Source organism: Nocardioides sp. GY 10127, assembly GCF_004919085.1.
GTDB lineage: Bacteria > Actinomycetota > Actinomycetes > Propionibacteriales > Nocardioidaceae > Nocardioides.
This window is the reverse complement of the sequence record NZ_STGL01000011.1, coordinates 1-26,791: the sequence shown is the minus strand read 5'-3', so window position 1 is coordinate 26,791 and position 26,791 is coordinate 1. Positions and strand designations below refer to the sequence as shown.

24 protein-coding genes are annotated in these 26,791 nt (G+C 74.4%); 16 read left to right on the top strand and 8 right to left on the bottom strand.

The features are described from left to right. Positions 1 to 100: 100 nt before the first annotated feature. The 5 genes from E8D37_RS18265 (at position 101) to E8D37_RS18245 (ending at position 6,554) form a co-directional block, all read left to right on the top strand. Positions 101 to 2,293: a glycoside hydrolase family 36 protein gene (locus E8D37_RS18265; protein ID WP_136571265.1), complete on the top strand. Its 2,193-nt coding sequence runs from the start codon at positions 101 to 103 to the stop codon at positions 2,291 to 2,293. Positions 2,294 to 2,301: 8 nt separating this feature from the next. Beyond that, complete coding sequence (locus E8D37_RS18260) at positions 2,302 to 3,612, top strand: ABC transporter substrate-binding protein (protein ID WP_136571264.1); 1,311 nt, start codon at positions 2,302 to 2,304, stop codon at positions 3,610 to 3,612. 80 nt (positions 3,613 to 3,692) lie between these two features. Next, positions 3,693 to 4,637, top strand: a complete 945-nt coding sequence (locus E8D37_RS18255) for a sugar ABC transporter permease (protein ID WP_240770552.1) — start codon at positions 3,693 to 3,695, stop codon at positions 4,635 to 4,637. Continuing rightward, positions 4,634 to 5,509 (top strand): carbohydrate ABC transporter permease, encoded by an 876-nt coding sequence (locus E8D37_RS18250; protein WP_136571263.1) that lies wholly within the window; start codon positions 4,634 to 4,636, stop codon positions 5,507 to 5,509. Before E8D37_RS18255 ends, E8D37_RS18250 begins: the two co-directional genes overlap by 4 nt. Positions 5,510 to 5,531: 22 nt before the next feature. Beyond that, positions 5,532 to 6,554: a LacI family DNA-binding transcriptional regulator gene (locus tag E8D37_RS18245; protein WP_136571262.1), complete on the top strand. Its 1,023-nt coding sequence runs from the start codon at positions 5,532 to 5,534 to the stop codon at positions 6,552 to 6,554. Positions 6,555 to 6,599: 45 nt separating this feature from the next. On the opposite strand, the gene E8D37_RS18240 is transcribed toward E8D37_RS18245, so the two are convergent. From E8D37_RS18240 to E8D37_RS18230, 3 genes are all read right to left on the bottom strand, one after another. Beyond that, positions 6,600 to 7,910 carry an MFS transporter gene (locus tag E8D37_RS18240; protein WP_206055854.1) on the bottom strand — a complete coding sequence of 437 codons (1,311 nt, stop codon included), beginning with the start codon at positions 7,908 to 7,910 and terminating at the stop codon, positions 6,600 to 6,602. After that, positions 7,907 to 8,632 carry a GntR family transcriptional regulator gene (locus E8D37_RS18235; RefSeq protein ID WP_206055853.1) on the bottom strand — a complete coding sequence of 242 codons (726 nt, stop codon included), beginning with the start codon at positions 8,630 to 8,632 and terminating at the stop codon, positions 7,907 to 7,909. Before E8D37_RS18235 ends, E8D37_RS18240 begins: the two co-directional genes overlap by 4 nt. A 112-nt stretch (positions 8,633 to 8,744) precedes the next feature. Further along, entirely contained in the window at positions 8,745 to 9,578 is an 834-nt protein-coding gene (locus E8D37_RS18230) for a methyltransferase domain-containing protein (protein WP_136571261.1), read from the bottom strand. Positions 9,579 to 9,797: 219 nt separating this feature from the next. Between E8D37_RS18230 and E8D37_RS18225 the strand changes: the two genes are divergently transcribed. Both E8D37_RS18225 and pntB read left to right on the top strand, forming a co-directional pair. Further along, entirely contained in the window at positions 9,798 to 11,390 is a 1,593-nt protein-coding gene (locus E8D37_RS18225; RefSeq protein WP_136571260.1) for a Re/Si-specific NAD(P)(+) transhydrogenase subunit alpha, read from the top strand. Continuing rightward, positions 11,387 to 12,823: a Re/Si-specific NAD(P)(+) transhydrogenase subunit beta gene (gene pntB, locus E8D37_RS18220; RefSeq protein ID WP_136571259.1), complete on the top strand. Its 1,437-nt coding sequence runs from the start codon at positions 11,387 to 11,389 to the stop codon at positions 12,821 to 12,823. Before E8D37_RS18225 ends, pntB begins: the two co-directional genes overlap by 4 nt. 84 nt (positions 12,824 to 12,907) lie before the next feature. On the opposite strand, the gene E8D37_RS18215 is transcribed toward pntB, so the two are convergent. Further along, positions 12,908 to 13,231: a cupin domain-containing protein gene (locus E8D37_RS18215; protein WP_136571258.1), complete on the bottom strand. Its 324-nt coding sequence runs from the start codon at positions 13,229 to 13,231 to the stop codon at positions 12,908 to 12,910. A 79-nt stretch (positions 13,232 to 13,310) separates the two neighbouring features. Between E8D37_RS18215 and E8D37_RS18210 the strand changes: the two genes are divergently transcribed. The 3 genes from E8D37_RS18210 to E8D37_RS18200 all read left to right on the top strand — a co-directional run bounded on the left by E8D37_RS18210 (position 13,311) and on the right by E8D37_RS18200 (position 16,502). Continuing rightward, complete coding sequence (locus E8D37_RS18210) at positions 13,311 to 14,855, top strand: class I SAM-dependent methyltransferase (protein WP_136571257.1); 1,545 nt, start codon at positions 13,311 to 13,313, stop codon at positions 14,853 to 14,855. Between the two features lie 121 nt (positions 14,856 to 14,976). Beyond that, entirely contained in the window at positions 14,977 to 16,245 is a 1,269-nt protein-coding gene (locus tag E8D37_RS18205) for an LCP family protein (RefSeq protein WP_240770551.1), read from the top strand. Positions 16,246 to 16,256: 11 nt separating this feature from the next. Then, positions 16,257 to 16,502 (top strand): hypothetical protein, encoded by a 246-nt coding sequence (locus E8D37_RS18200; RefSeq protein ID WP_136571256.1) that lies wholly within the window; start codon positions 16,257 to 16,259, stop codon positions 16,500 to 16,502. A 90-nt stretch (positions 16,503 to 16,592) separates the two neighbouring features. On the opposite strand, the gene E8D37_RS18195 is transcribed toward E8D37_RS18200, so the two are convergent. The 3 genes from E8D37_RS18195 to E8D37_RS18185 all read right to left on the bottom strand — a co-directional run bounded on the left by E8D37_RS18195 (position 16,593) and on the right by E8D37_RS18185 (position 18,153). Further along, positions 16,593 to 16,979: an MscL family protein gene (locus E8D37_RS18195; RefSeq protein WP_136571255.1), complete on the bottom strand. Its 387-nt coding sequence runs from the start codon at positions 16,977 to 16,979 to the stop codon at positions 16,593 to 16,595. Positions 16,980 to 17,034: 55 nt separating this feature from the next. Then, positions 17,035 to 17,709 carry an SAF domain-containing protein gene (locus E8D37_RS18190; RefSeq protein ID WP_240770550.1) on the bottom strand — a complete coding sequence of 225 codons (675 nt, stop codon included), beginning with the start codon at positions 17,707 to 17,709 and terminating at the stop codon, positions 17,035 to 17,037. Between the two features lie 93 nt (positions 17,710 to 17,802). After that, positions 17,803 to 18,153, bottom strand: a complete 351-nt coding sequence (locus tag E8D37_RS18185; protein ID WP_136571254.1) for an FmdB family zinc ribbon protein — start codon at positions 18,151 to 18,153, stop codon at positions 17,803 to 17,805. A 131-nt stretch (positions 18,154 to 18,284) separates the two neighbouring features. Here E8D37_RS18185 and E8D37_RS18180 point away from each other — a divergent pair, with 131 nt between their 5' ends. Continuing rightward, on the top strand, positions 18,285 to 21,101 hold the full coding sequence (locus tag E8D37_RS18180; protein WP_136571253.1) for a penicillin acylase family protein: 2,817 nt from the start codon (positions 18,285 to 18,287) through the stop codon (positions 21,099 to 21,101). Between the two features lie 725 nt (positions 21,102 to 21,826). Here E8D37_RS18180 and E8D37_RS18175 read toward each other — a convergent pair. After that, positions 21,827 to 22,564 (bottom strand): 5-formyltetrahydrofolate cyclo-ligase, encoded by a 738-nt coding sequence (locus E8D37_RS18175; RefSeq protein ID WP_136571252.1) that lies wholly within the window; start codon positions 22,562 to 22,564, stop codon positions 21,827 to 21,829. Positions 22,565 to 22,587: 23 nt separating this feature from the next. On the opposite strand from E8D37_RS18175, the gene E8D37_RS18170 reads away from it, so the two are divergent. The 5 genes from E8D37_RS18170 to E8D37_RS18150 all read left to right on the top strand — a co-directional run. Beyond that, a complete protein-coding gene (locus E8D37_RS18170) occupies positions 22,588 to 23,982 on the top strand; it encodes a UTP--glucose-1-phosphate uridylyltransferase (RefSeq protein WP_136571251.1) in 1,395 nt (464 codons plus the stop codon). Beyond that, entirely contained in the window at positions 23,975 to 25,210 is a 1,236-nt protein-coding gene (gene glp, locus E8D37_RS18165; RefSeq protein ID WP_136571250.1) for a gephyrin-like molybdotransferase Glp, read from the top strand. Before E8D37_RS18170 ends, glp begins: the two co-directional genes overlap by 8 nt. Beyond that, the gene (moaC, locus tag E8D37_RS18160; RefSeq protein ID WP_276606515.1) at positions 25,207 to 25,731 is read left to right on the top strand and encodes a cyclic pyranopterin monophosphate synthase MoaC; all 525 of its coding nucleotides are present in this window, start codon (positions 25,207 to 25,209) and stop codon (positions 25,729 to 25,731) included. The genes glp and moaC overlap by 4 nt, the downstream gene beginning before the upstream one ends. Further along, entirely contained in the window at positions 25,728 to 26,231 is a 504-nt protein-coding gene (locus E8D37_RS18155; RefSeq protein ID WP_240770549.1) for a molybdenum cofactor synthesis domain-containing protein, read from the top strand. Before moaC ends, E8D37_RS18155 begins: the two co-directional genes overlap by 4 nt. Then, on the top strand, positions 26,228 to 26,791 hold a 564-nt coding region (locus tag E8D37_RS18150), incomplete at its 3' end, for a GNAT family protein (protein ID WP_240770548.1). The genes E8D37_RS18155 and E8D37_RS18150, both read left to right, overlap by 4 nt.

Sequence of the window (26,791 nt, the reverse complement as noted above, 5' to 3'; positions counted from 1 at the left end):
AGTGCTTTCTGATAGCGCTTGCAGAATGGCGTGAAAGCGCTATCTTTATGTGACTGCCACCACATGGCCCCCGGGAGGGGGTCCGAGTCAGGAGCGATCAATGGAGACCGTCGAGATCGGCAACGCCCGGCTGCGGCTGGAGCTGGCGTTCGACGCCGACACCCCGGCGGCCCTGGCCGCCGTCGTGCTGGACGGGCGCCGGGTCGAGCTCTCGCACCCGGTCGGTCTCGGCCAGGTGCTCACCGCCGGCAGCGGGCACGTCCCGGCGGCCGACCGCCTGGTCGGCACCGCGGTCGGTCGGCGGCTGCGGGTCGTGGCCGTCGAGCCGGCCCCCGGGTCGGAGCAGGCGGCTGCGCCGGCGCAGGCCGCGGCGGGTCGGGTGCTCGTCCGTCAGGCCGACGCCCAGCACCAGCTGGAGGTGCTCACCACGCTCGAGCTCCACCCCACCGCCGCCGCCTTCCGCGCGAGCACCCGGGTGGTCAACGTCGGCCCGCGCCCGGTGGTCCTGCGGCAGGTCGCCTCGTTCGCCACGGCGATCGGCCCCGCGGCGGAGCCGGGCGGGGTCACCGCCGACTGGCAGCTCCTCCAGGGGCGCAACGACTGGCTGGGGGAGGGGCGCTGGGAGCAGCGGTCGCTGGACGACCTTCTCCCCGGCCTCGAGGAGCACCTGACGGGCCACGACCCCCGGACCGGGCACTCGCAGCGCTCGACCGGCACCTGGTCCACCGGAGCCGCACTGCCGTTCGCCTACCTGTCCTCGCAGCAGGCGGGGCTCGCCTGGGCCTGGCAGGTCGAGCACAACGGCGCCTGGCGCTGGGACGTCGGCCAGGACACCGCCGGGTGCTGGCTGGCCCTCGGCGGGCCGACCGACCGGGACGCGGCCTGGACCCACGTCCTGCGACCCGGCGGCTGGTTCGGGGCCGTCCCCGTGTCCCTCGCCCTGGGTGCCGACCTGGACGAGGCGGTCGCCGCCCTGACGCAGCAGCGGCGCGCGTCCCGCCGCCCGCACCCGGACAACGCCACGCCCGCCCTGGTCTTCAACGACTACATGAACACCCTCGACGGCGACCCCACCACGGAGAAGCTCCTGCCGCTCGTGGACGCCGCGGCCGAGGCCGGTGCGGAGGTCTTCTGCATCGACGCCGGCTGGTACGACGAGACCGGTGACTGGTGGGACAGCGTGGGCGAGTGGGCCCCGTCCCGCACCCGGTTCCCCGGCGGCCTGCGCGAGGTCACCGACCGGATCCGCGACCGGGGCATGGTCCCGGGGCTGTGGCTGGAGCCCGAGGTGGTCGGGGTGCGCAGCCCGGTGGCCGAGCGGCTGCCCGACGACGCCTTCTTCACCCTCCACGGCCAGCGGGTCGTCGAGCACGACCGCTACCACCTGGACCTGCGCCACCCGGCCGCCGTGCGGCACCTCGACGCGGTCGTCGACCGGCTCGTCGAGGAGTTCGGGGTCGGCTACTTCAAGCTGGACTACAACATCGACCCCGGCACCGGGCCCGACCGCGGCGCGGACAGCACCGGCGACGCCCTGCTGGAGCACAACCGGGCCCACCTGCGGTGGCTGGACGGCGTCCTGGAGCGGCACCCGTTCCTGGTGCTGGAGAACTGCGGCTCGGGCGCGATGCGGATGGACCCGGCGATGCTCGCGCGGGTCGCGCTGCAGTCCACCTCCGACCAGCAGGAGCCCCTGCTGTACCCGCCGATCGCGGTCACGGCTCCGCTGGCGATGGCGCCGGAGCAGGCGGCCAGCTGGGCCTACCCGCAGCCGGGCATGGACCCCGAGCTGGCGGCCTTCTGCCTGGTCACGGGCCTGGCAGGACGCTTCTACCTGTCCGGGTTCCTGAACCGGATGAGCGCCGACGAGATGGCCCTGGTCGGCGAGGCCGTCGACCTGGCCAAGCGCCTGCGCAAGGAGCTCGGGCACTCGCGCCCCGTCTGGCCCACCGGACTCCCCGGCTGGCGCGACCCCTGGGTCTCGCTCGCCCACGTCGGCCCGGACGGGACGACGCTCCACGTGTGGCGCCGGGGCGGGCCGCGCGAGCAGACGCTCCACCTGCCCCACCTGGTCGGCCACGAGCTCGACCTGCAGACCTCGTTCCCCGTCGGCCTCGCCGCGTGGGACGCCACCTGGGACCCCGGGAGCGGCACGCTGGTGCTCGTCGCCCCCGACGTCCCGGTCTCGGCGCGGACCTTCCGCATCATGTCCCGGGCCGCCGGCCTCGGGAGCGACACATCCCCGTCCGTCCACGACGTCGTGGTCGACGAGAACCCTGGAGGAACCAAGTGAACAAGCGAATGACGCGTAGCGTCCTGGGCGTCGCGGCGGCCGCCACGCTGCTGCTGGCGGCTGCCTGCTCGGACCCGGGCAGCAGCACGACCACCTCCGGGGGGTCCGTCGACTGGCCGGCCCAGGACACCGACCTGACCGGCACCACCCTCACCATCTGGGCGGCGCAGAACTCCAACACGATCCCCGACTCCGTCGTGGCCGGGTTCGAGGACCTCACCGGCGCCGAGGTGGACGTCGAGACCATCCCGGACCCCTACGAGCAGGGCGTCCAGACCAAGGTGGCCACCGGCGACATGCCCGACCTGGCCTTCTGGCAGCCGACGGCCTCGCAGCTGACGGCCCTCAACGCCAAGCAGAACCTCCTGCCGCTCGACGGCGCGCCCTTCGTGGACGCCTACAGCGGCGGCCTCGCCGACATGACCGGCCTCCTGGACGGGACGCGCTACGCGGCCCTCATCACCACCCCGGCCGTCGAGGGCGTCTACTACAACAAGGAGGTCTTCGAGAAGGCCGGCATCACCGACCTGCCGACCGACTGGGACTCCTTCGTGGCGCTCGCCGAGCAGCTCAAGGGTGACGGGGTGACCCCGTTCTACGAGATGGGCGCCGACCGCTGGGCGACCCAGTGGTGGGTCCAGGTCCAGCTCGCCGAGGCGGCGCAGGACGGGCTGTGGGACCGCGTCAACGCGAACGAGGAGTCCTTCACCGACGACACCATCCAGGGCGCCGTCGACGAGTACGAGGACCTCATCGACGAGGGCCTGTTCAACGACGACATCAAGACCGCGACGTTCGAGGACCAGGGCAAGGCCCTGCTGAACGGCGACGCCGCGATGGTCATGCAGGTCAACTCGTTCTTCGGCCAGCTCCAGCAGCTCGCCGACACCGACGAGCTGAACCAGAAGATCGGCTTCTTCCCGATCTCCAAGGACGGCAACGTCGGCACCTACATCCCCGACCAGAGCAACGCCCTGGTCGCCTTCAACACCGGGGACGAGGACCAGGAGGCGGCCGCCCGTCAGCTGCTCGAGTACTGGCTGGGTGACGGCTACGCCGACTTCGTGGCCGCGCAGTCGACCGTCTCGCTGCAGACCGACGTCCCCAGCCCCTCCGACGTGCCCCAGGCGCTGCTCGACGTGAGCGCCTCCCTGGACGGCGCCGCCGGCTCGATGCAGGCTCTGGCCGTGGCGAACCCCGACCTCTACATCAACCTCGCGGACATGATCCAGGGCACCAAGACGCCCGAGCAGGTCACCGAGGCGACGCAGCAGCAGTTCGCCCAGCTCGCGAAGGCCCAGGGCGTCTCCGGGTTCTGACCCACCGGACGTCCACGACTCCCGTCACACACTTTCGACGAGGCGGGTCGCCCCTCGGGGCGACCCGCCGGAGGCAGCACATGACAACGATGCTCGAGCCGCACCGGGCTCCGCAGGAGGAGCTCGCCCCGAGCCGCGCCGGCGCGCGGCCCGGCCGCCGGTCGAGCTCGGACCACCCGCTCTGGTTCCTGCTCCCCGCCCTGGCCATCCTGGCCGTCTTCTTCATCGCGCCGACGGTCTTCAACTTCGTCTACGCCTTCACCGACTGGTCCAGCTTCAAGTCGGAGATCGGCTTCGTCGGCCTGGAGAACTTCCGCGACCTGGCCTCCAGCGGCACGCTGCTGGCCGACCTGCGGATCACGGTCGTCTACGCGATCCTCGTGGCGATCTTCCAGAACCTCTTCGGCCTGCTCCTGGCCCTGCTGCTCGAGCGGGACACCCGGGTGAACCGGATGGCGCGCGTGGCCTTCTTCGTGCCGGTCATCATGTCGGCGCTCGCCGTCGGCTACGTCTTCCAGGCGCTGCTGGAGCCGGACGGCGGCCTCAACGCGATGCTCAGCTTCCTGCTGCCCGGCCAGGTCGACGTGGCCTGGCTCGGCTCCACCCGCTGGACGATCGTCGTCGTCGCGCTCGTGCACGCCTGGAAGTGGATGGGCCTCTCGATGCTCATCTACCTGGCGGGCCTCAAGACCATCAGCGACGACGTCCTGGAGGCGGCGCGGCTGGACGGGGCGTCCGGCTGGCAGCTCTTCCGGCAGGTCAAGCTCCCGCTGCTCGCCCCCGCGGTCACCTTCAACGTGGCCACCGCGCTGCTCGGCTCCATGAACGGCTTCGACGTCGTCCAGGCCACCACCGAGGGCGGCCCCGGCGGCACGACCGAGCTGCTCAACATCTTCATCTTCCGCACCTTCGGCCAGGGCCTGTTCGCCCAGGCGACCGCCATGAGCCTCACGCTCTTCCTGGTCGTGGCGCTCCTGGCCTTCCCCGTCATCGCGGGCCTCCGCAGAAGGGAGCGCGTCCTGTGAGCGCCGCGCCCGTCCTCCCCGTCACCGCAGCCCCGCGTCCGCCGGCCCCCCGGCGCTCGCCCCGCGGCCTCGTCCAGCCGATCGCCGCCGTCACCTCGGTCGTGGTGCTGCTGGGCGTCCCGTTCTGGCTGATCATCGCCACGGCGTCCAAGCCGCACGCCGAGGCGCTCGACCCCGACCTCAGCCCGCCGAGCCACTGGCAGCTCCTGCACAACGTCTCCACCGTCGTCGAGGACGGCCGGATGCTCAAGGCGTTCTTCGGCAGCCTGCTCGTGATGGTCCCGTCCGTGGCCATCGTCCTCGTGCTCGGCTCGATGGCCTCGTGGGTCCTGGCCCGTCGCACGTCGCGGCTCCTGGCGGCGGTCTACGCGATCGCGATCAGCGGCATCGTGCTGCCGCCCGCGGTCGTCACCATCGTCCTGCTGCTGCGCCAGCTCGGCCTCGCCGGCACGCCCGTCGGCATGGTCGGCGTCTACTGCGGCATGTACCTCTCGACGGTCATCTTCTTCGTGACCGGCTTCGTCCGGACCATCCCGGTCGAGCTCGAGGAGGCCGCCCGCGTCGACGGCGCCTCGCCGGTGCGCGTCTTCTTCCAGATCGTCTTCCCGCTGCTGCGGCCCGTCCTCGCGACGGCGACGATCCTCATCTGTCTCTACATCTGGAACGACGTCTTCTACGCGCTGTTCGTCATCGGTGGCCGGCTCGACACGCTGCCGCTCAACCTCTACCAGGTTGCCAGCTCGGGGCTTTACCTGCAGAACTGGGAGCTGATCTTCAGCTACATCCTCGTCATGAGCCTGCCCCTGCTCATCGTCTTCGCCGTCGCTCAGCGCCGTATCATCTCCGGAGTCACCGGCGGAGCGGTGAAGTGAGCGACCAGGGACGGGGCCGGCCATGAGCATCAGACCGACGTCCCCCACCCGCACGCCGACCATGGCGGACGTGGCCAGGCTCGCCAACGTCTCGGTCCCCACCGTCTCCCGCGTGCTCAACGGCCACATCAACGTGAGCCAGGGCAAGCGCGAGCGGGTCGAGGACGCCGTGCGCGAGCTCAACTTCCGGCCGAGCTTCGCCGCCCGCGCCCTGGCCTCCGCCCGGCCCGACGGCGTCGCGGTCGTGGCCGGCAGCACCTCGCAGTACGGCTACGCCGAGACGCTGCGCGGCGTCGAGGAGTCCTGCCGGCGCGAGGGCCTGAGCGCGATCATCTCGGTCGTGGAGTCCGCGGAGGACCGCCACGTCGACCAGGTCGTGGCCCAGGTGCTCTCCCAGCCGGTCGTCGGCGTCGTCGTCCTCAAGTTCGACCCGCCCGGCGTCGCCGTCCTCGAGCGGCTGCTGGGTCGCGTGCCCGTCGTCGCCGTGTCGGGCACCCGGGACACCCGGGTCTCCCAGGCGCTGCTCGACGAGACCCGCGCCGCCGAGGAGCTCACCGACCACCTGCTCTCCCTCGGCCACGAGACGGTCCACCACGTGCGGGTGCCGCCGTCGCGGCGCGAGGACGGCCGGACCACCGGCTGGCGCAAGGCGCTCAAGCGGGCGGGGCGGCCGGTGCCCGACGTCCTGGACGCGTCGTGGGAGCCCGCGAGCGGGCGGCCGATCGGCGTGCGGCTCGCCGCCGACCCCAGCGTCACCGCGGTGTTCTGCGGCAACGACGAGGTGGCCATGGGCGTCGTCCGCGGGCTCACGGACGCGGGCAAGAGGGTGCCGGACGACGTGAGCGTCGCCGGGTTCGACGACCACCCGCTCTCCGAGCTCTGGACCCCCTCGCTCACCACCGCGCACCAGGACTTCCACGGCCTCGGCGTGCGGGCGCTCGGCCTGCTCAAGGAGGAGGTCGACGACCCGGACGTCGCGGGCCGGCTCTCCAAGGAGCGGCCCGCGCTCGTCCTGCGCGAGTCCGTCGGTCCGCCGCCGCGCTGAGCCCCGACGGGCGGCTCAGGCGCGGTGGGCCCAGCCTCGGCGGGCTCAGCCTCGGCCGATCTCCCCGAGGTGGCGCGACCACCCGGACGCGCACACCGCGGTGCAGCCGAGGGCGAGCAGCGCCACCACCCCGAGCATCGCGGGGTAGCCGAAGCCACCCGGGAGCGCGGCGAGGACGGCCGGCAGCAGGAAGCCGACGTAGGCGAGGGCGTAGTAGACGCCGGTGAGCCCGGCGAGGTCGTCCGGCCGGGCGATGCGCTGCACCTCCAGCAGCCCGGACACCACGGCGATGCCGTAGGCCGCGCCGAGCACGAGGGCGACCGGGACGGCGAGGAGCGGGCTGCCGGTGAGGGCGGTGAGCGCCGCCAGGACCATCCCGAGCGTCATCAGCACCATCGAGACGACGACGGCGCGGGCGCTGGAGCGGTCGTCCAGGCGGCGGGCCAGGGGCTGCACGAGCACGCCGGTGACGAGCGTCGCCACGGTGAGGCCGGCGGTGTAGAGCAGCGTCCAGCCGCCGAGGGAGGCGGCGACGACCTGCGGCACGACGGCGTAGGCGACCGCGGCGGAGCCGAAGATCCAGGGCGCCATGGGAGCGACGACGTGCAGGAAGCGACGGTGCGAGGCCGCCGGGACGCGCAGCCGCTCGACGAGCCGGGCGTCGCCCCGCTCGTGCCGGGTCTCCACCCCGCGGGCACGGACCACCCCGAGCGCCACCGCGCACAGCGCCACGTGGACGGCGTAGGGCCAGACCAGGGCCGGGCGCGCCCACTCGGCCAGCAGGGAGGCGGACGCCGGCCCGCTGGCGAAGCCGAGGGAGAGCACGATCGAGGAGCGCCGCGCGCCGGTGCCGGCGGGCGCGTCGTCGTGGGGCGCCCGGGAGAGCTCGGTGACCCAGGAGGTGCCCACGGCCATCGCGATGCCGACCGCCACCCCGGACAGGGCCCGGCCGGCGAAGATCGCCGCGAAGCCCTCGGCGTCGCCCATGGCCAGGAGCGCGCTGCCGAGGAGTCCGGCGAGCAGGCCGGCGGTCATCACCGGACGCCGGCCGAAGTGGTCGGAGAGCGCGGCCGCGAGCAGCAGGCCGGGCACCAGCCCGACCACGTACGCGCCCAGGAAGACGTCCACGTCGACCTGCGAGAACCCCAGGTCGGCCCGGTAGACGGAGAGCAGCGGGGTGAACTGGTTGCCGCCCCAGCCGATGACGAACATCGCCACCGCGGGGGCCCACCAGGCGCGCCACCCGCCGGGGGAGCGGCGCCAGGGCCGGCGGGACGGGAGGTCCGCGCGCAGGCGGGGCGCCGAGGTCTCGACGTCCGCGCGGGGCTGGGCGTGACCGAGCCGGGTGTCGCTCACAGCGCACCCCCGAGCAGGACGGCGTGCGTCCGGCCGAGGTGGGTGGTGACCGCGTCGTCGAAGCCGTCGACGTCGCCGGCCAGGACGAGGGCCGCCAGGGTCCGGTGCTCGTCGACCAGCGTGGCCAGGTGCTCCGGACGCCGGCCGACGGACCCGATCGTCATCCGCTGCTGCCGGTCCGCGAGCGTGGCGTACAGGCGCAGCGCCACGGTGTTGCCGGACGCCTCCAGCAGTGCGACGTGAAAGGCCGCGTCGGCCTGGGCGAACGCGGCGACGTCCTGCTCCGCGGCCAGCGAGCGCTGGTCGGCCAGCAGGGCCGCGAGGCGGGCATCGAGGGCCTCGCGCTCGGCGGCGGCCGCCTCGGCCAGCCGCCGGACGGCGGCGGTCTCCAGCGCGCGGCGCACCTCCAGGACGTCGCGTGCCTCGCCCGGGGCGACCGGCACGACGACGGCGCCGCGCCGGGGGAGGAGGTCGAGCAGGCCCTCGGCCTGGAGCCGGAGGAACGCCTCGTGCACCGGGGTCCGGCTCAGGCCCAGCTGCGTGCCGACCTCGGCCTCGCTCAGCAGCCGGCCGCCGGGGCTCTCGCCGCTCAGGATCGCCTGCTTCACGGCGCGGTAGGCGCGCTCAGCAGCAGGCAGGGGGGCAGCAGGAACGGGGGCGGCGGAGACGGGGGCGGGGGAGCTGTCGGTCGGCGCGGGGCCGGCGAGGTCGGTGGGTGCCACACAGAAAGCGTACGACCTTGCATGCAAGGCTCACCAGCCCCGCCGGCTGTCCTGTCCGACACATGTCACCGAACAGGCCGGGGGCGGCCCGCCGGTGACCGATGGGCCCGGCTCAGACGCGGATGAGCACCTCGCCGTGGACGATGTTGAACCAGCCGTCCGGGCTCGCGGCCCAGTCGCGCCAGGCCTGGGCCACGGCCTCGAGGTCGGCGCGCGGGGTGCCGGACGCCTCGAGTTGGACGGCGATCGCCGAGCCGGTGATCCGCTCGGCCCACGACCCGCCCCACAGCTCGCGGGCGGCGTCGTCGGCGTAGCACCAGGTCGAGGAGGTGGCGACGACGTCGGTGGCCCCGGCGGCGCGGGCCCAGGAGAGCAGTCGGCGGCCGGCGTCCGGCTCGCCCCCGTTGGCCCGCGCGGCCTGCTGGTAGAGGCGTGCCCACTCCTCCAGGCCGGGCGAGGCGGGGAACCAGGCGAAGGAGGCGTAGTCGGCGTCGCGGACGGCGACCACCCCGCCGGGTCGGCAGACGCGGATCATCTCGCGCAGCGCCGCGACGGGGTCGGCGACGTGCTGGAGCACCTGGTGCGCGTGCACGACGTCGAAGGAGTCGTCGGGCAGGTCGAGCGCGTGGACGTCGCCGACCAGCAGGCTCGCCTCGACGCCGGACGCCCCCAGCCCGGCCGCCTCGAGCCCGGCCCGGGTCTGGGCCAGGGCCTCCTCGGCCACCTCGAGCGCGGTGACCGAGCCGGTGCCGGGCCCGGGGGCCACGCGTGCCGCCAGGCCCGCCGTGATGGTGCCGGGGCCGGAGCCGACGTCCAGCAGGTCCTGCCCGGCCCGGAGGTGGGGGAGCAGGTAGGCCGCGGAGTTCTCGGCGGTCCGCACGCGGTAGGAGCGCTGCACGCTCTCGGCGTAGCCGTGGGTGTAGGTGGCGGGGGTGGGTGCGGTCATGGCTCGACCGTACGCCTGGAATCCCACATATCAAGACGGCGGTCTTGATATGTGGGACGCCGGGGGTGTGGGGCGCGGGGCGCGGGCGGACCCCGGGCAGGGTGTCCAGCCCGCCGGCACCCGCCAGGGCATTTCGTCCCCGACCCCTGACGCCGGGGTGCGCTAGGTTCCCTGCCGACGGTGTCGCAACGAGGCGCCACCGAACCCCGAGGGGGCCCCGTGCTGCTGGGAGTCGTGAGGGAGGCCGAGCCGCGCGTCGCGGCCACGCCGGACTCGGTGCGGGCGCTGCTGCGCCTCGGGCACGAGGTCGTCGTCGAGCCCGAGGCAGGAGCCCGCGCGGGCTTCGCGGACCAGGCCTACCGGGAGGCCGGCGCCAGGATCGGCGACCCGCTCGCCGCGGACGTCGTGCTGTCGCTGGCCGGGCCGGGCACCGTGACGCGGCCGCACCTGCGCGCGGGCCAGACCTGGATCGGCCTGCTCGCTCCCGCCACCTCGCCGGGCCTCCTGGACGAGCTCGCCGCCCGCGGCGTCACGGCCCTGTCCATGGACGCGGTGCCGCGCATCTCGCGCGCCCAGTCCATGGATGTCCTCTCCTCGATGGCGAACATCGCGGGCTACCGCGCGGTGATCGAGGCCGCGCACGAGTTCGGCCGGTTCTTCACCGGTCAGGTCACCGCGGCCGGCAAGGTGCCGCCGGCGCGCGTGCTCGTGGCGGGCGCCGGCGTGGCCGGGCTCGCCGCCATCGGCGCGGCCGGCTCGCTGGGTGCCGTGGTCCTGGCCACCGACCCGCGGCCCGAGGTCGCCGACCAGGTCGCCTCCCTGGGCGGGGAGTACCTCGCCGTCCCGGACGAGGAGGCGACGGTCTCCACCGACGGCTACGCCAGGGAGGTCTCGGCCGACTACGCGGCCCGCGCCGAGCGGCTCTACGCCGAGACGCTGCCGGGCGTCGACGTCCTCATCACCACCGCGCTCATCCCGGGGCGCCCCGCCCCGCGCCTGGTCACCGCCGCGATGCTCGACTCCATGGCGCCCGGGTCCGTGGTCGTGGACATGGCCGCGGGCTCCGGCGGCAACGTCGAGGGCTCGGTGCCCGGCGAGCGGGTGGTCACCGCCGGCGGGGTCGTCGTGCTCGGCTACACCGACCTGGCGGCCCGGCTCCCGCAGCAGGCGTCCCGCCTCTACGCCACCAACCTGGTCAACCTCCTCACCCTCCTCACCCCCGGCAAGGACGGCGAGCTGGTGCTCGACCTGGAGGACCCGGTGCAGCGCGCCGTCACCGTCACCCGCGCCGGGGAGGTCACCTGGCCGCCCCCGCCGGTGCAGGTCTCGGCCGCCCCGGCGGCCGCGCCCGCAGCCGCCGCGGTGGCGGAGGCGGCACCGACGTCCCCCTCCTTCCTCCGGACGCCGGCCGGGCGCGCCGCCCTCACCGCGGTCGGCGCCCTGGCGCTGCTGCTGGTGCTCGCCGCGGCCCCCGAGGCGCTGCTGCCGCACCTGACCGTCTTCGCGCTCGCCGTGGTCGTCGGCTTCTACGTGATCGGCCACGTGCACCACGCGCTGCACACCCCGCTCATGAGCGTCACCAACGCGATCTCCGGGATCATCGTGGTCGGCGCGGTGCTCCAGGTCGGCGACCCGACCGCCGCCACGCCGGCCCTCGTCGGGGTCCTCGGCCTGGTGGCGATCCTGCTCGCCAGCATCAACATCTTCGGCGGCTTCGCCGTGACCCGGCGGATGCTCGGCATGTTCACCCGGTCCACCGGGCCGGCCGCCGGCTCGCCCGGCCGCGGCTCGAGCAAGGGCGGTGCCCGATGAGCGTCACGTCCCTCGCCCTGGCCGCCTACGTGGTGGCCGCGCTGCTCTTCGTCGCCGCCCTGGCCGGGCTGTCCCGGCACGAGACCGCCCGCAGCGGGAACGGGCTCGGCATCGCCGGCATGGCGCTGGCCCTCGTCGCGACGCTCGCGCTGGCGCTCGACACGGGCCTGTCCCAGCGGCCGGGGTACGCGGCCGGCGTCCTCGTGGCCGTGGCGGTGGGTGCCTCCGTCGGCCTGTGGCGGGCCCGGGTGGTGGAGATGACCGGCATGCCCGAGCTCATCGCGCTGCTGCACTCGTTCGTCGGGCTCGCGGCCGTGCTGGTCGGCTGGAACGGCTACCTGCTCGTCGAGGCCGACCCGGCCGGCCTCGAGGGGGCGGTGCTCCGCGCCGAGGGGCTGCTCGGCATCCACCACGCCGAGGTCGTGCTGGGCGTCTTCATCGGGGCGGTCACCTTCACGGGCTCGATCGTCGCGTTCCTCAAGCTCTCGGCCCGGATCTCCTCGGCGCCGCTCGTGCTGCCGGGCAAGCACGTCCTCAACGCCGGCGCCCTGGTGGCGCTCGTCGTCTGCACCGCCTGGTTCACGGCCTCGCCGTCGCTCGCCCCGCTGGCGCTCGCCACGGTGGTCGCGCTGGCCCTGGGCTGGCACCTGGTCGCCTCCATCGGCGGCGGCGACATGCCCGTCGTCGTCTCGATGCTCAACAGCTACTCCGGCTGGGCCGCCGCGGCGTCCGGCTTCCTCCTCGGCAACGACCTGCTCATCGTCACCGGCGCGCTCGTCGGCAGCAGCGGCGCCTACCTCTCCTACCTCATGTGCGCGGCGATGAACCGGTCGTTCGTCTCGGTGATCCTCGGTGGCTTCGGGGTGGCCGCGGGCACCGGCGCCGCCGTCGAGGGCGAGCACCGCGAGACCACCGCGAACGATGTGGCGGACCTGCTCGCGGGCGCCTCGAGCGTCGTCATCACCCCCGGCTACGGGATGGCGGTGGCGCAGGCGCAGTACCCGGTCGCCGAGCTCACCCGCGGCCTGCGGGAGCGGGGCGTGGAGGTCCGCTTCGGCATCCACCCGGTGGCCGGACGGCTGCCCGGGCACATGAACGTGCTGCTCGCGGAGGCCAAGGTCCCCTACGACGTCGTCCTCGAGATGGACGAGGTGAACGACGACCTCGCGAGCACGGACGTCGTCCTCGTCATCGGGGCCAACGACACCGTGAACCCGGCGGCCGCGGAGGACCCGACGTCCCCCATCGCCGGCATGCCCGTGCTGCGGGTGTGGGAGGCGGGGCGCGTGGTGGTCTTCAAGCGCTCGATGGCGTCCGGCTACGCCGGCGTGCCGAACCCGCTGTTCTTCCGCGAGAACACCGCGATGCTCTTCGGCGACGCCAAGGAGCGGGTCAGCGACATCCTCGCCGCGCTCGGGGCGCGCACGGGCTGAGGCCCGGGGGCCGCCGTCGGCGGCCAGGACCGCCCGGACCGCCCGGGCCGCGCACGAGGATCGCGCGGGCTCGCCGGCGGTGGGTCAGGAGACCCAGACCTTGCGCAGGGTCTCGGTGACCACCCAGGTGGTCGCCTCTCCCTCGGCGAGCCGGACGACGACGCCCGGGGCGAGCCGCACGACCTCCCCGTCCGCGAACGTGACCGTGCCCGCGCCGCTGAGCACGACGAAGACCTCGTCGGCCTCCACGTCGGTCGCGGTGCCCGGCGTCATCTCCCACACCCCGACCCCGACCCCGCCGAGCTCGGTCAGCACGGCCAGCCCGGCCGTCGGGGAGCCCTCCACCACGGTCTCGGCCGGCAGTGGCGCGTGGTCGAGGGCGAGCGAGGTGTCCAGGGAGCGCGTCATGACCCCCACCCTGGCACGCGGGGCTGTGCGCGCCGGCGCGCGCCCCGGCCGTCGCAGCCGCGCCTGCCATCCTTGCCCGGTGCCGAACAACGCGCTGGGGGACTTCCAGACCCCGCCCGCGCTGGCGGCGGAGTGCCTGGCGCTGCTGGACCTGCCGGCGCGGTCGCGGGTGCTCGAGCCGACCTGCGGCACCGGCGCGTTCCTCGAGGCCGCCGCCGCGCGCTGGCCGGAGGCGGAGCTGCTGGGGGTCGAGGTCCAGGCGGAGCACGCCGAGGTGGCGCGGCGGCACGCCCGGGTCGTCCTGGACGACGTGCTGGCGCTGCGGCTCGACACCGACCTGCCCTGGCGCACCGCCGGCCCGCTCGCCGTGGTGGGCAACCCGCCCTGGGTGACCTCCGCGGACCTCACCCGGCTCGGCGTCACCACCGCGCCCCGCCGCCGCGGGCTCAAGCCGCTGGCCGGCCTCGACGCGCTCACCGGCGCCAGCAACTTCGACGTGGCCGAGACCCTCCTGCTCACCGTGCTCGAGCACCTCGCCGACCAGCCGCTGGTGCTGGGTGTCCTGGTGAAGACCCAGGTGGCCCGCGAGGTGCTGCGGCACGCCGCCCGGGCCGGTCTGCCGGTGGTCTCGGCCGAGCTGTTCGCCGTCGACGCCCGCCGCTGGTTCGGCGCGAGCGTCGACGCGTGCTGGTGCGTGCTGCGGCTCGACCCCGCGGCGCCGCGAGGCGCGACGGAGGGGGAGCCGGTCGTCGTGGCCGACGTCCACCCCGGGCCGGCGCGCGAGCGGCCGTCGCGGCGGCTCGGCGTGACGGCGGAGGGCCGGGTGGTGGAGGACCTGGCCGCCTGGGAGCGGGTGCGCGCCGCGGACGGGCGGAGCCCGCTGGAGTGGCGCTCCGGGGTCAAGCACGACGCGGCGTCCGCGCTCGAGCTCGAGGCCTCGCCCGCCGGCCCCACCACCCGCGACGGCGCGCCCGTCCACGTCGAGCCCGGCCACCTGCACCCCCTGCTCAAGGGCGGGGACCTCCACCACGGCCGCGCCCCGCACCGGCTCCTGGTGCTGCCGCAGGCGCGCCTGGGGGAGGACACCGCGGGCCTGAGGACGACGGCCCCGGCGCTGTGGGCGCACCTGGAGCGCCACGCGGCGACCCTCGACGGCCGCCGCTCGCGCATCTACGCCGGCCGCCCGCGGTTCAGCGTCTTCGGGCTCGGCCCGTACACGTTCGCCCCCTGGAAGGTGGCCGTCTCGGGCCTGCACCGGGAGGCCCGCTTCCGGCTGGTGGGTCCCGCGCCGGGCGCGGACGGCCCGGCCCGGCCCGTCCTGCTGGACGACACCGCCTACCAGGCCGCCTTCACCGGGCCGGACGCCGCGGTGGACGCCGCGGTCGCGTGGGCGCTGCTCGTCTCGCCGGCGGCCGCGGACCTGCTCGCCGCCCTGGTGCCGGCCGGCGCGAAGCGTCCGGTGACCGCCCGGCTGCTCTCCCGGCTGGACCTGCGGCTGCTCCCGGTGGACGACGCCGAGGTGGTCCGCGCGGCGGGCGCGGGGCTGCGGGCGGCGGACGGTCCGGCGCCGTCGGAGGAGGACCTGGTGGCGGCCCTCGCCCGGCTCAGGACAGGTGTGCGCTGATAGCAGGTGCGACGCATCTCGCCCCACCCCCGACTTGGCGAGGCTTGTGCGGGTCCGCACAATCGTGGCGGACCACCACACCTGCCCGCGGCCGCGCCGCCTGCCTCACCCGAGGAGTTCCGTGACGAACGACCCGCAGCTCTCCGGTGGTCCCGAGCCGGAGACCGCCAGGGCCGAGCCCCGCCAGGGCCGCCGCCGCGCCCGGCCGAAGCGCCGCCACACCGTCGCCCGCGTGCTGCTCAGCACGATGGTGGTCCTCGCGATGGTCTCCGGCCTCTCGCTGGTGTGGCTCTACCGGACGCTCAACAGCGGCATCACGGTCGACGACGTCACCGACCAGCTCACCGACCGGCCCACCACCGTCGAGGTGGAGGGCCCGCAGGAGCCGCTCAACATCCTGGTGATGGGCATCGACGCCCGCGACTGCTCCGGGTGCGACATCGACAACGAGACCGGCGCCGACGGCTCCGACAACACGATGCTCATCCACCTCTCCGCGGACCGGACGCGCGCCTACGGCGTCTCCATCCCGCGCGACTCGATGGTCGACCGCCCGGCCTGCAAGACCGAGGACGGCACCACGATCCCGGCCGCCGACTACCAGATGTGGAACGCGGCGTTCTCGGTCGGCGGCGCCGCCTGCACGATCCAGCAGTTCGAGTCGCTCACCGACATCCGCATCGACCACTACGTCGTGGTCGACTTCGGCAGCTTCAAGGACATGGTCGACGCCGTCGGTGGCGTCGAGATGTGCATCCCCGAGGACATCGACGACGCCTCGCACGGCATCCACATCGCCGCCGGCACCCGGGTGCTCGACGGCGACGAGGCCCTCGAGTACGTCCGCGAGCGGTACGCCGTCTCGCAGGGCTCCGACCTGGGCCGGATGAAGCGTCAGCAGGCGTTCCTGGCGTCGCTGGCGAGCACGGTGGTCTCGGCGAACACGCTGGCCAACCCCGTCCGGCTCACCAAGTTCCTCAAGGCCGCCACCGCCTCGCTCACCGTCGACTCGGGCCTGGGCAGCATCACCAAGCTCGCCGAGCTCGGCTACCAGTTCCGCAACATCAGCCTCGACGGCATCCAGTTCATCACCATCCCGAACACCACCGACCCGAACGACTACAACCGGCTCGTGTGGACCGACGACGCGGCCAAGGTCTGGCGCAAGCTGCGCAACGACAAGCCGCTGACGTCCTCGATCGCCACCGACGCGATCTCCGCCGGCAACCTGCCGGGCTCGGACAGCTCGTCCTCGTCGTCCGCGTCCTCCTCGCCGTCGGCCTCCGCCTCCTCCGGCACGGGGAAGAAGAACAAGAAGAAGAACTCCAACACCGGCGGTGCCGGCCTGGCCGACGACGAGCAGCTCGCCGCCGCCGGGCTGTGCACCTGAGGGAGGGGCACGTGAGCGAGGGGCACGTGAGCGAGCCCGGTGGTCGAGGTGCGACGAGCTCCGGCGAGGAGCCTCGAGACCTGCCTGCCGCCGAGCCCGCCGAGCCCGCGTGGAAGCGCAGGCGGCGGCTGGCGGAGGTCTTCGGCGACGTCCTCCCGGGCACGACGAACGACGAGCGCGGTCCGGACGGCGGGCGGGGCGGCCGGTCCGGCGACGACTGGCTGCGTGAGCAGGTGCCTCCGCACCACGGCGGCTGACCGCCGTCCCTCCCGAGAATTGCGACGACCCGCCACCGGGCAGGGTGGCGGGTCGTTCTCGTTCCTCCCGGCGACGCCGGTGAGGAACCGTCAGGCCTTGTGCTCGCCCTCGGGCTCGGCCTTCTCGGCGGCGGCCTGCGCGACGAGCAGGTCGCGGATCTCGCGGAGCAGCATCGTGTCCTCCGGGGTGCCGGGAGGGGCGCTGGGGAACCACTTCTCCTTGGCCTTGGTGTAGGGCAGGACGACGAAGAAGTAGACGACGGCGGCCAGCAGCAGGAACGCCACGAGCGCGTTGAAGAAGTACCCGAAGGTGCCCTCCTTCGCGCCGACGAAGATGTCGTTGCTGGTCGGGATCTGCGCCAGCAGCAGGGCGGTGAAGGCGGTGACGACGGTGCCGAACGCGGTACCGATGATGACCGCGACCGCCAGGTCGACCAGGCTGCCGCGCAGCAGGAAGTTCTTGAATCCGGTGAGCATGGGCTGCCCCTCCTCAGTCCAATACCGGCCCCGGTGACCGGCGTGCGTGCGCAACCTACCCAGCCCAGGCGTAGCTGAGGAAGGTGCGCGCGGCCGCATCCACGACAGGTGTGACCAGTTCGTCCGGGACGCCGAGCACCACGACGCGCCCGCCGGCCACGCCGGCCGGGCCGGAGCCGGAGTCAGCGGGGAGGGCGAGCACGGTGACGTCGGTGGCCACGACGCGGGAGTCCCCACCGGCGCCCGAGCCCGACCCGGTCGCCAGCAGGTCGACGGTGTCCCCGACGTCCAGCAGGGCCGCCGTCCCGGCGTCGGGCAGCCGGACGGGCACGGCGGCCAGCCCCGGGGAGGCGAGCCCCGGCCCCACCAGCCGGGCGCGGGTGAGCGGCTCTCCGGCGCTCACGGGGCCGGCCAGCACGGCGCCGACCGGGTCGGCGACGACATCCTCGGGCACCGCCCCCGGGAGCTGCGCGACCGACGTGAGGTCGTCCGGCGCCACCACGTGCCCGGCCGGGAGGTCGGCGGCGGCCACCACCACCTCCACGGACGCGGGCGGCGGCGTGCTCACGGCGTGCAGCCCGGCGGCCACCGCCACGGCCGTCAGCCCCGCGGCGAGCAGCCTCCGGTGACCCAGCACCAGGGCGCGCAGCCGTCGACGCGCGGCACCGAGGCGCACGCGGGCGCGGCCGAGCGCCTGGGCCGGGGTGGTGGGCGGCGGGTCGCTGAGCACGGACCGACGCTAGGCCGGATCGCCGCGACGCGTCCGTCGTCCTCCACAGGCCCGCGGTGCCCCCGGGAGGGGCGGGCCGGGGTCAGCGGCGGATCAGGACGACGCGGAGCTCGAGGTCGAGGAGCCGCTGCTGGACGAGCTCGACGTGCTCGATGTGCTCGACGTGCTGGAGGAGGTCGAGGAGGAACCGGAGTCCGAGGAGCCGGACGACGACCCCGTGGAGGTGGCCGACGACGAGCTGGACGAGCTCGGGCCGGAGCCGGACCCGGAGCGCGAGTCGGTCTTGTAGAACCCGGAACCCTTGAACACCACGCCGACGGCGTTGTAGACCTTGCGCAGCTTGCCGTGGCACTCGGGGCACTCGGTGAGCGAGGCGTCCGAGAACTTCTGGACGATCTCGAAGCCGTGACCGCACTCGGTGCAGGCGTACTGGTAGGTGGGCATCCGTCCCTCCGGGGTCAGGGCGCAGCGCGCCGATCAGGGGTGCGGGGCGTCGAGGCCTCGTTCGACCTGGCACTCGAACCCTGCGAGTGCCAAGAGTACGCCAGTGGCCAGGAGGCACGACAATGTCGGGCATGAGCGACGTCGCCGCCGCCCCCGGGGAGCCCCGCCTGCGCGCCCGCTGGGCCGCGCTGCCGTGGCCGGTGCGGGTGCTGGCGGGCGTCGCGGTGGGCGTGGTGGTGGTCGCGCTCGTGGCGGGGGTGCTGGTCGGCGTCCAGGTGCGGCGTCCGCTCCCCCAGACCACCGGCACGATCGACCTACCCGGCCTCTCCGCGCCGGTCGAGGTGGTGCGCGACGACCAGGGCGTCCCCCAGCTCTACGGCTCCTCCGTGGCGGACCTCGCGATGGCCCAGGGCTACGTCCACGCCCAGGAGCGCTTCTTCGAGATGGACGTGCGCCGGCACGTGACCGCCGGGCGCCTCTCCGAGCTCGTGGGGGAGGCGGGGCTCGAGACCGACGCCTACGTCCGGACGATGGGGTGGCGCCGCGTCGCCGCCGAGGAGCTCGGGCTGCTCGACCCCGACACCCGCGAGCTGCTGCAGGCCTACGCCGACGGGGTGAACGCCTACCTCGACGGCCGCTCCACCGCCGACATCGCGGTCGAGTACACGGTGCTCTCCCTGGGCTCGCTCGACGACTACGTGCCGGAGGAGTGGACGCCCGTCGACTCGCTGGCCTGGCTCAAGGCGATGGCGTGGGACCTGCGGGGCAACATGGACGACGAGGTCGGCCGCGTGCTCGCCACGGCGGCGGTCGGCGCCGACCGCGCCGCCCAGCTCTACCCGAGCGCGACCGCGGCCACCCCGATCGTCACCCAGGGCGCGGTCGTCGACGGCGTCTACGAGGCGGACGCGACCCAGGGCGGCACCCGCAACCCCACCCGGCCCGCGTTCACGGCCGCCCAGCGCGCCGTCCTGGCGGAGGTGGCGACGGGCACCGAGTCGGTGCCCGCCCTGCTCGGCCTCGGCGACGGGATCGGCTCGAACTCGGTGGTCGTCTCCGGCGACCTCAGCGCCACCGGCGCCCCGCTGCTCGCCGACGACCCGCACCTCGGGGTCTCCGTGCCGGGCGTGTGGATGCAGATGGGCCTGCACTGCACCGCGGAGGCGGCGGCCGCCGGCGACTGCGCCCTCGACGTCGCCGGGTTCACCTTCTCCGGCTTCCCCGGCGTGATCATCGGGCACAACGCCTCCATCGCCTGGGGGTTCACCAACCTCGGCGCCGACGTGAGCGACCTGTACGTGGAGAAGGTCCGCGGCGACCGCTGGCTGCACGGCGGGCGCTGGCGGCGGCTGCGCACCCGCACCGAGACCCTCGCGGTCGCCGGCGGCGACGACGTGGAGATCACCGTCCGCTCCACCGCGCACGGGCCGCTGCTCTCGGACGTGAGCGACCAGCTGGCCGAGGTCGGCGAGGACGTCCTGGCGGCCGCGCCGTCGGCCCCCACCGGCTCGGACGTCGCCGGCTCCTCGGGCGCGGGCGGGGCGGTGGAGCCCGCCGTGGCGCTGCGCTGGACGGCGCTCGACCCGCAGCCCACCGCCGACGCGGTGCTCGCCATGGACCTGGCCGACGACTGGGACTCGTTCCGGGCCGCGGCCGCCTCGTTCGCCGTCCCCGCCCAGAACCTCGTCTACGCCGACACCGCGGGCCACATCGGGTACCAGGCGCCCGGCGTGGTGCCGATCCGCAAGTCCGGCAACGACGGGCGGACGCCGGCCCGCGGCTGGCTCGTGCAGGACGACTGGACCGACCAGACCGTCCCGTTCGACGGCCTCCCCAGCGTCCTCGACCCGGACGAGGGCTTCGTGGTGACCGCCAACCAGCGTGTCGTGGGGGAGGAGTACCCGTACTTCCTCACCGACGACTGGGACCAGGGCTACCGCTCCGACCGGATGCGCACCCTGCTGGCGGCGGACCTGGCCGACGGCGACGGCGTCACCCTCGACGACCTCGCCGCGATCCAGCTCGACACCCGGCACCCGATGGCGGCCGCGCTGGTGCCGTACCTGCTCGACGCTGACCTCGAGCCCGGCTACGACGCGGCCGGGCAGGCGCTCCTGGGCGACTGGGACCTCTCGCAGCCCGCCGACGGTGAGGGCTCGGCGGCCGCGGCCTACTTCAACGCCGTCTGGGCCCGGCTCCTCGCCGACACGTTCGACGACGAGCTGCCCGAGGCCGTCCGCCCCGACGGCAGCGACCGCTGGGTCGCGGTCGTCACCCGGCTGCTGCGGCACCCGCGCGACGCCTTCTGGGACGACGTGACCACCGACGAGGTGGAGACGCGCGACGACGTGCTCCAGGAGGCCCTGCTCGAGGCGCGCGACGACCTCACGCGGCTGCAGTCGCGCGACGCGCGCGACTGGACGTGGGGCCACCAGCACCGGCTCGACCTGGTGGCGACGCCGCTGGGGATGTCGGGGATCGGGGCGGTCGAGGCGCTGGTCAACCGGGGCGGCTGGGAGGTCGGCGGCGGCTCGGCGGCGGTCGATGCGTCCAGCTGGGACGCGTCGACGTGGGGGGCGTCGGGTGAGGGTGCGTCGGGTGAGGGTGCGTCGGGTGCTGGTGCTTCGGGTGCTGGTGCTTCGGGTGCTGGTGCTTCGGGTGCTGGTGCGTCGAGTGGTGCGTCTGCTGGGGGTGGCTCGAGCGGGGCCGGCTCGGTCGGCGAGTTCACGATCGTGAGCGCGCCGTCCATGCGGATGCTCGTCTCGCTGGCAGACCTGGACGACTCGCGCTGGATCAACCTGACCGGTGTCTCCGGGCATCCCGGCTCCGCGCACTACACCGACCAGACCGACCTGTGGGCGCGCGGCGAGACACTGCCCTTCCTGTTCTCCTCCGACGCCGTGCACGCTGCCGCGGAGGACGTGCTCACGCTCCAGCCGGCGGACTGACGCGTCGGCTGGGTGTGGCTGTGGGTGTGGGTGTGGCTACGGCTTTCGGCTGGCTGCGGCTGCTGCTGCTGGGTGGGGCCGGTGCGCCGCGGGCCGGCTTCGGTCCTCGTGGCCACGAGGACCCAACGCATCGGCCGGCTGGGCGGCGTCCCGCTGACCTGGGGTGATGTGCACGCCTGCCGGTTGGTGCGGGTGTTCGGTCCTCGTGGCTGACGAGCTTCGGTGCGCCGAGGAGCCAGCGGCCGTTGGGCCGGCGGTTCGTGCCGTCGGGGCCGGCTCGCCAGCGGGCCGGTGGACAGAGGGCCGGTGGCAGATGACCGTCATGTCGCCGGGCCGGTGGGCTGGCTTCGGCCCTCGTGGCCACGAGGACCCAACGCACCGGCCGGTTGGACGGCGTCCCGCTGACCTGCGCTGATGCGCACCCCAGCTGGCTGGCGTGGTGGTTCGGTCCTCCTGGCGGACGAGGCGACGGCTGGACGAGCTGCCCGGGGCTGGTGCGCCGGTGGGTTGGCTTCGGTCCTCGTGGGCACGAGGACCCAACGCAGCGGCCGGCTGGGCGGCGTCCCGCTGACCTGCGCTGATGCGGACCCCCGCAGGTGGGAGGGGCCGTTCGGTCCTCGTGGCTACGAGGACCGAACAGCCCAGCCAGCCGGGGACACACCAGCGAGCCGACACACACCCCGACCAGACAGACGCCAGCCAGACAGACACCAGCCAGCGGGGCACTAGCGCGGCAGCCGCACGACCCCGTCGCCGCTGGCGGCACCGGTCACGGGGCGGTCGTGCGGCTCGGTCGGCACGTCGACGCCGACCTCCTCGGGGTGCAGCAGCACCCACACCGGCGTGCCGAGGGGCACCCGAGCCAGCGCCCGGTCGTACGAGCCGCCCCCGCGGCCGAGCCGCGCGCCGGCGTCCGAGACGGCCAGGCCCGGCACGAGCACGACGTCCGCCGTCGCCACCGCCTCCGGCCCGAGCGCCGGGGCGGACGGCTCGAGGAGGCCGAACCGGGCCCCCACGAGGTCAGTGGCGCCGGTGAAGGGGGCCCAGTCGAGGTCCATGTCCCGCTTCAGCACGGGCAGCAGCACGCGCTTGCCCGCGGCGCGCAGGGCGTCGAGGAGGGGTCCGGTGCCGGGCTCGCCCGGCGAGGAGACGTAGCAGGCGAGGGTGGCGGCCCGTGCCACCTCCGGCGCCGCCAGCAGGACGCCGGCCAGCGACTGTGCGTGCTCGCCCTGCTCGAGCGGGGTCCGCCGGCGTCGGGCGGTGAGCAGGCGGTCTCGGACGGCGGTCTTGGCGGCCGCCCCCGAGACAGTCCCCGGGAACGAGCCGGAGACCGGCCCCGAGCCAGCGCCCGAAACAGAACCCGAACCAGCCCCCGAACCAGCGCCCGAGACAGAGCCGGAACCAGCCCCGGAACCAGGGCCCTGGGGAAGGTTTCCCCCACCGGGGGTTTGCGGACCGGGCACCGCCCGACCATACGATGGCCCTTATGACTTCTGCAGGGCTGACCGCTGCTCGCGAGAAGATGCAGGCCGCAGGTGTGGACGAGGTCGCCATCCGGACCTTCGCCCACTACTACGGGCTGCTCGAGGCCGGTGAGACCGGGATGATCCCCGAGTCGACCATCGACCCCGTCGACATGGAGTCGCTCGCCGACGTGGAGGTGGCCGACGAGGCCGCCTCCGCGGCGCTGCGCACGACGGCGGTGATCAAGCTCAACGGCGGCCTCGGCACGTCCATGGGCATGGACCGCGCCAAGTCGCTGCTCTGCGTGCGCCGCGGCCTGTCGTTCCTCGACGTGATCGCCCGCCAGATCCTCCACCTGCGCCAGGAGCACGGGGCGCCGCTCCCGCTCATCCTGATGAACTCGTTCCGCACGTCCGCGGACACGATGGACGCGCTGGCCCGCTACGAGGACCTCCCGGTGGCCGGGCTGCCGCTGGAGTTCCTGCAGAACAAGGAGCCGAAGCTCCTCGTCGACGGGCTCACGCCCGCCGAGTGGCCGGCCGACCCGACGCTGGAGTGGTGCCCGCCGGGCCACGGCGACATCTACACCGCGCTGCGCGGCACGGGCCTGCTCGACCGCCTCCTGGAGGCCGGCTACGAGCGGGTCTTCATCTCCAACTCCGACAACCTCGGCGCGACCCCCGACCCCCGCGTGGCCGGCTGGTTCGCCGCCTCGGGCGCCCCGTTCGCCATCGAGGCCGTGCGCCGCACCCCGAGCGACCGCAAGGGCGGCCACTTCGCCCGTCGCAAGTCCGACGACCGCCTGGTGCTGCGCGAGACCGCCCAGACGCTGGACGAGGACAAGGCGGCCCTGGCCGACCTCGAGCGGCACCGGTTCTGCTCGACCAACAACATCTGGGTCGACCTGGCCGCGCTCAAGGCGGTCCTCGACGAGCGCGACGGCGTCCTCGGGCTGCCGATGATCCGCAACGAGAAGACGGTCGACCCGGCCGACAAGACCTCGCCGAAGGTGATCCAGGTCGAGTCGGCGATGGGCGCGGCGATCGAGGTCTTCGAGGGCGCGACGCTCATCGAGGTCGGTCGCGATCGCTTCGTCCCGGTCAAGACGACCAACGACCTGCTGGTCCTGCGCTCGGACGTCTACAGCCTCGGCCAGGACTTCGTGCTCGACCAGGTGAGCGAGTCGCTGCCGTTCATCGACCTCGACGACGACTACTACAAGCTGGTCGACGGCTTCGACCGCCGCTTCCCCGAGGGCGCGCCCTCGCTCAAGCAGGCGACCTCGCTGCGGGTCGACGGCGACGTCACCTTCGGCAAGGGTGTCGAGGTCGTCGGCGACGTGAAGGTGCAGGGCGAGGCCGGCAAGCGGATCGAGCCCGGCACGGTCCTGAAGGAGGACGCAGCACCGCATGCCTGAGCCGGTCTCGGTCGAGACGCACCTGGCCCGCATCCTCGACGACGTCGAGCCGCTCGCGCCCTACCAGCAGCCGCTGATGGACGCGCTCGGGCTGGCGGCGGCCGAGCCCGTCGTCTCCTCGACCTCCCTGCCGCCCTTCGACAACTCCGCGATGGACGGCTACGCCGTGCGCTTCGCCGACGTGGCCACGGCCTCGGAGGACGCGCCGGTGCACCTGCCCGTGGTCGGCGAGATCAGCGCCGGCGACGCCCGCCTCCTCGCGCTGCCGCCCGGCACCGCCGCCAAGATCATGACCGGTGCGCCCGTGCCGCACGGCGCCGACACCGTCGTCCCCTACGAGTGGACCGACCGCGGCGTGGCCAAGGTCGTCATCTCGCGCGCGCCGCGGGAGCACCAGCACGTGCGCTACGCGGGCGAGGACGTCGAGGTCGGCGACCTGCTCGTGGAGGAGGGCACCGTCCTGGGCCCGCGCCACCTCGGGCTGCTCGCGGCCGCGGGTCACCCGACGATCGCCGCCCGGCCGCGTCCGCGCGTGGTGATCCTCTCCACCGGCACCGAGCTCCGCGACCCCGGCACCGGCCTGGGTCACGACTCGATCTACGACGGCAACTCGTTCCTGCTCGCCGCGGCCGCCCGCCGCGCCGGCGCCATCGCCTACCGCGTGGGCATCGTGCCCGACCAGCCGCGGGCGTTCCTGGAGTCGCTGGACGACCAGCTCGTCCGCGCGGACGTCGTCGTCACCTCCGGCGGCGTCTCCCAGGGCGACCACGACGTCGTCAAGGAGGCGCTCGCGCCGCTCGGCACCGTGTGGTTCGGCAGCGTCGCGATGCAGCCGGGCAAGCCGCAGGGCTACGGCCGGGTGGGGGAGGACTCCACGCCGATCTTCACGCTCCCCGGCAACCCCGTGAGCGCCTACATCTCCTTCGAGCTGTTCGTGCTGCCCGCGCTGCGCACGATGATGGGCCTCACCCCGGCCTCGCGCCCGCACGTGCGGGCCCGGCTCACGCACGCGCTGACCTCGCCTCCCGGACGCCGCCAGTACATGCGCGGGGACCTGGACGTCGCGGGCGGCACCGTCTCCCCGGTCGGCGGGCCCGCCTCGCACCTGGTCGGCGACCTGGCCGTCGCGGACGCGCTCATCGTCGTCCCGGAGGACGTCACCGCGCTCCCGGCCGGCGCCGAGGTCGAGGTGCTGCCCCTCGAGGGCGGGCTCGAGGGCGGGCTGTGAGCTCGCCGTCCGAGGCGACCCCCGCCGCCCGGCTGACCCACGTCGACGAGACCGGGGCGGCGCGGATGGTGGACGTCTCGGCCAAGGCCGTGACCGCCCGCACCGCGACCGCCACGGGCCGCGTCCTGGTCTCCGCCGAGGTCGTGGCGCTGCTGCGCGGCGAGGGCGTGCCCAAGGGCGACGCCCTGGGCGTGGCCCGCGTCGCCGGCATCATGGGCGCCAAGCGCACCCCCGACCTCGTGCCGCTGTGCCACCCGCTGTCGGTCTCCGGGGTGGAGGTCGACCTGGAGGTGCTGGACGACGCCGTCGCCATCACCGCCACCGTCCGGACGGCCGACCGCACCGGCGTCGAGATGGAGGCGCTGACCTCCGTGACCGTCGCCGCCCTCACCGTGGTGGACATGGTCAAGGCCGTCGACAAGGGCGCGGTGATCACCGACGTCCGGGTCGAGGCGAAGTCGGGCGGCAAGTCCGGCGACTGGACGCGGGCGGACCTGCCCGCGGTGCCGGGGCGGTCGTGACCTCGCCGTCCGAGCGTGATCCTGCGCGAGGCCTGGCCGCCGTCGTGGTGGCCTCCAACCGGGCTGCCGCGGGCGTCTACGCCGACGAGACCGGCCCGCTGCTGGTCGCCGCGCTGCGCGGGTGGGGGTTCGAGGTGGACGCCGCGGCCGTCGTCCCGGACGGACAGCCGGTCGGCGAGGCCATCGCCGCCGCCGTCGCAGCCGGCGCGCGGGTGGTGCTCACCACCGGTGGCACCGGGCTCACGCCCACCGACCGGACGCCGGAGGTGACGCGTCCGCTGCTCGACCGGGAGGTCCCCGGCCTGGCCGAGGCGATCCGCGCCGCCGGGGTCGCCAAGGGCGTCCCCACCGCCGTGCTCTCGCGGGGCCTGGCGGGGCTGGCGGGGGAGTGCCTCGTGGTGAACCTGCCCGGCTCCCGGGGCGGGGTGAAGGACGCGCTCGGCGTGCTCGAGCCCGTGCTCGTGCACGCGGTGGAGCAGGTGCGTGGGAGCGACCATTGACCGGCGGGTTCGGCCTCGGCGCGAGCCTGGGGCTCACCCGTCCGCCCGGGGTGCTGCCGGGCGGCTGGCCCGTCCGGCTCACGCACGAGGACGTCGTCTGCCGGCCCCTGCGCACCACGGACGCCGCGCTCTGGCGTGACGCCCGGGAGCGCAACGCGACGTGGCTGGCCCCGTGGGACGCCACCGTCCCGCCCGGCGGCGACCTGCGCCCCACGACCTTCGACGGGCTCGTGCGCAGCCTGCGGCGCCAGGCCCGGCGCGGCACCACGTACCCCTTCGTCATCGAGGTCGGCGGCGTCTTCGCAGGTCAGGTGACCATCAACAACGTGGTGCGTGGCTCGGCCATGTTCGGCTCCGTCGGCTACTGGCTCGACCAGCGGTTCGCCGGGCGGGGCGTCATGCCGCGCGCGGTGGCGATGGTGGTCGACCACGCCTTCGACCGGCTGGGCCTGCACCGCGTCGAGGTGGCGATCCGGCCGGAGAACTCCAACTCCCTGCGCGTGGTGGAGAAGCTCGGGATGCCGGAGGTGGGCTACGCGCCGGGCTACCTGCACTTTTTT

Coding starts and splice junctions, on each gene's coding strand:
- E8D37_RS18265 (WP_136571265.1), top strand. CDS start 101: ATGGAGACCGTCGAGATCGGCAACGCCCGGCTGCGGCTGGAGCTGGCG.
- E8D37_RS18260 (WP_136571264.1), top strand. CDS start 2,302: ATGACGCGTAGCGTCCTGGGCGTCGCGGCGGCCGCCACGCTGCTGCTG.
- E8D37_RS18255 (WP_240770552.1), top strand. CDS start 3,693: ATGACAACGATGCTCGAGCCGCACCGGGCTCCGCAGGAGGAGCTCGCC.
- E8D37_RS18245 (WP_136571262.1), top strand. CDS start 5,532: ATGAGCATCAGACCGACGTCCCCCACCCGCACGCCGACCATGGCGGAC.
- E8D37_RS18230 (WP_136571261.1), bottom strand. CDS start 9,578: ATGACCGCACCCACCCCCGCCACCTACACCCACGGCTACGCCGAGAGC.
- pntB (WP_136571259.1), top strand. CDS start 11,387: ATGAGCGTCACGTCCCTCGCCCTGGCCGCCTACGTGGTGGCCGCGCTG.
- E8D37_RS18215 (WP_136571258.1), bottom strand. CDS start 13,231: ATGACGCGCTCCCTGGACACCTCGCTCGCCCTCGACCACGCGCCACTG.
- E8D37_RS18195 (WP_136571255.1), bottom strand. CDS start 16,979: ATGCTCACCGGATTCAAGAACTTCCTGCTGCGCGGCAGCCTGGTCGAC.
- E8D37_RS18185 (WP_136571254.1), bottom strand. CDS start 18,153: ATGCCCACCTACCAGTACGCCTGCACCGAGTGCGGTCACGGCTTCGAG.
- E8D37_RS18180 (WP_136571253.1), top strand. CDS start 18,285: ATGAGCGACGTCGCCGCCGCCCCCGGGGAGCCCCGCCTGCGCGCCCGC.
- E8D37_RS18170 (WP_136571251.1), top strand. CDS start 22,588: ATGACTTCTGCAGGGCTGACCGCTGCTCGCGAGAAGATGCAGGCCGCA.
- glp (WP_136571250.1), top strand. CDS start 23,975: ATGCCTGAGCCGGTCTCGGTCGAGACGCACCTGGCCCGCATCCTCGAC.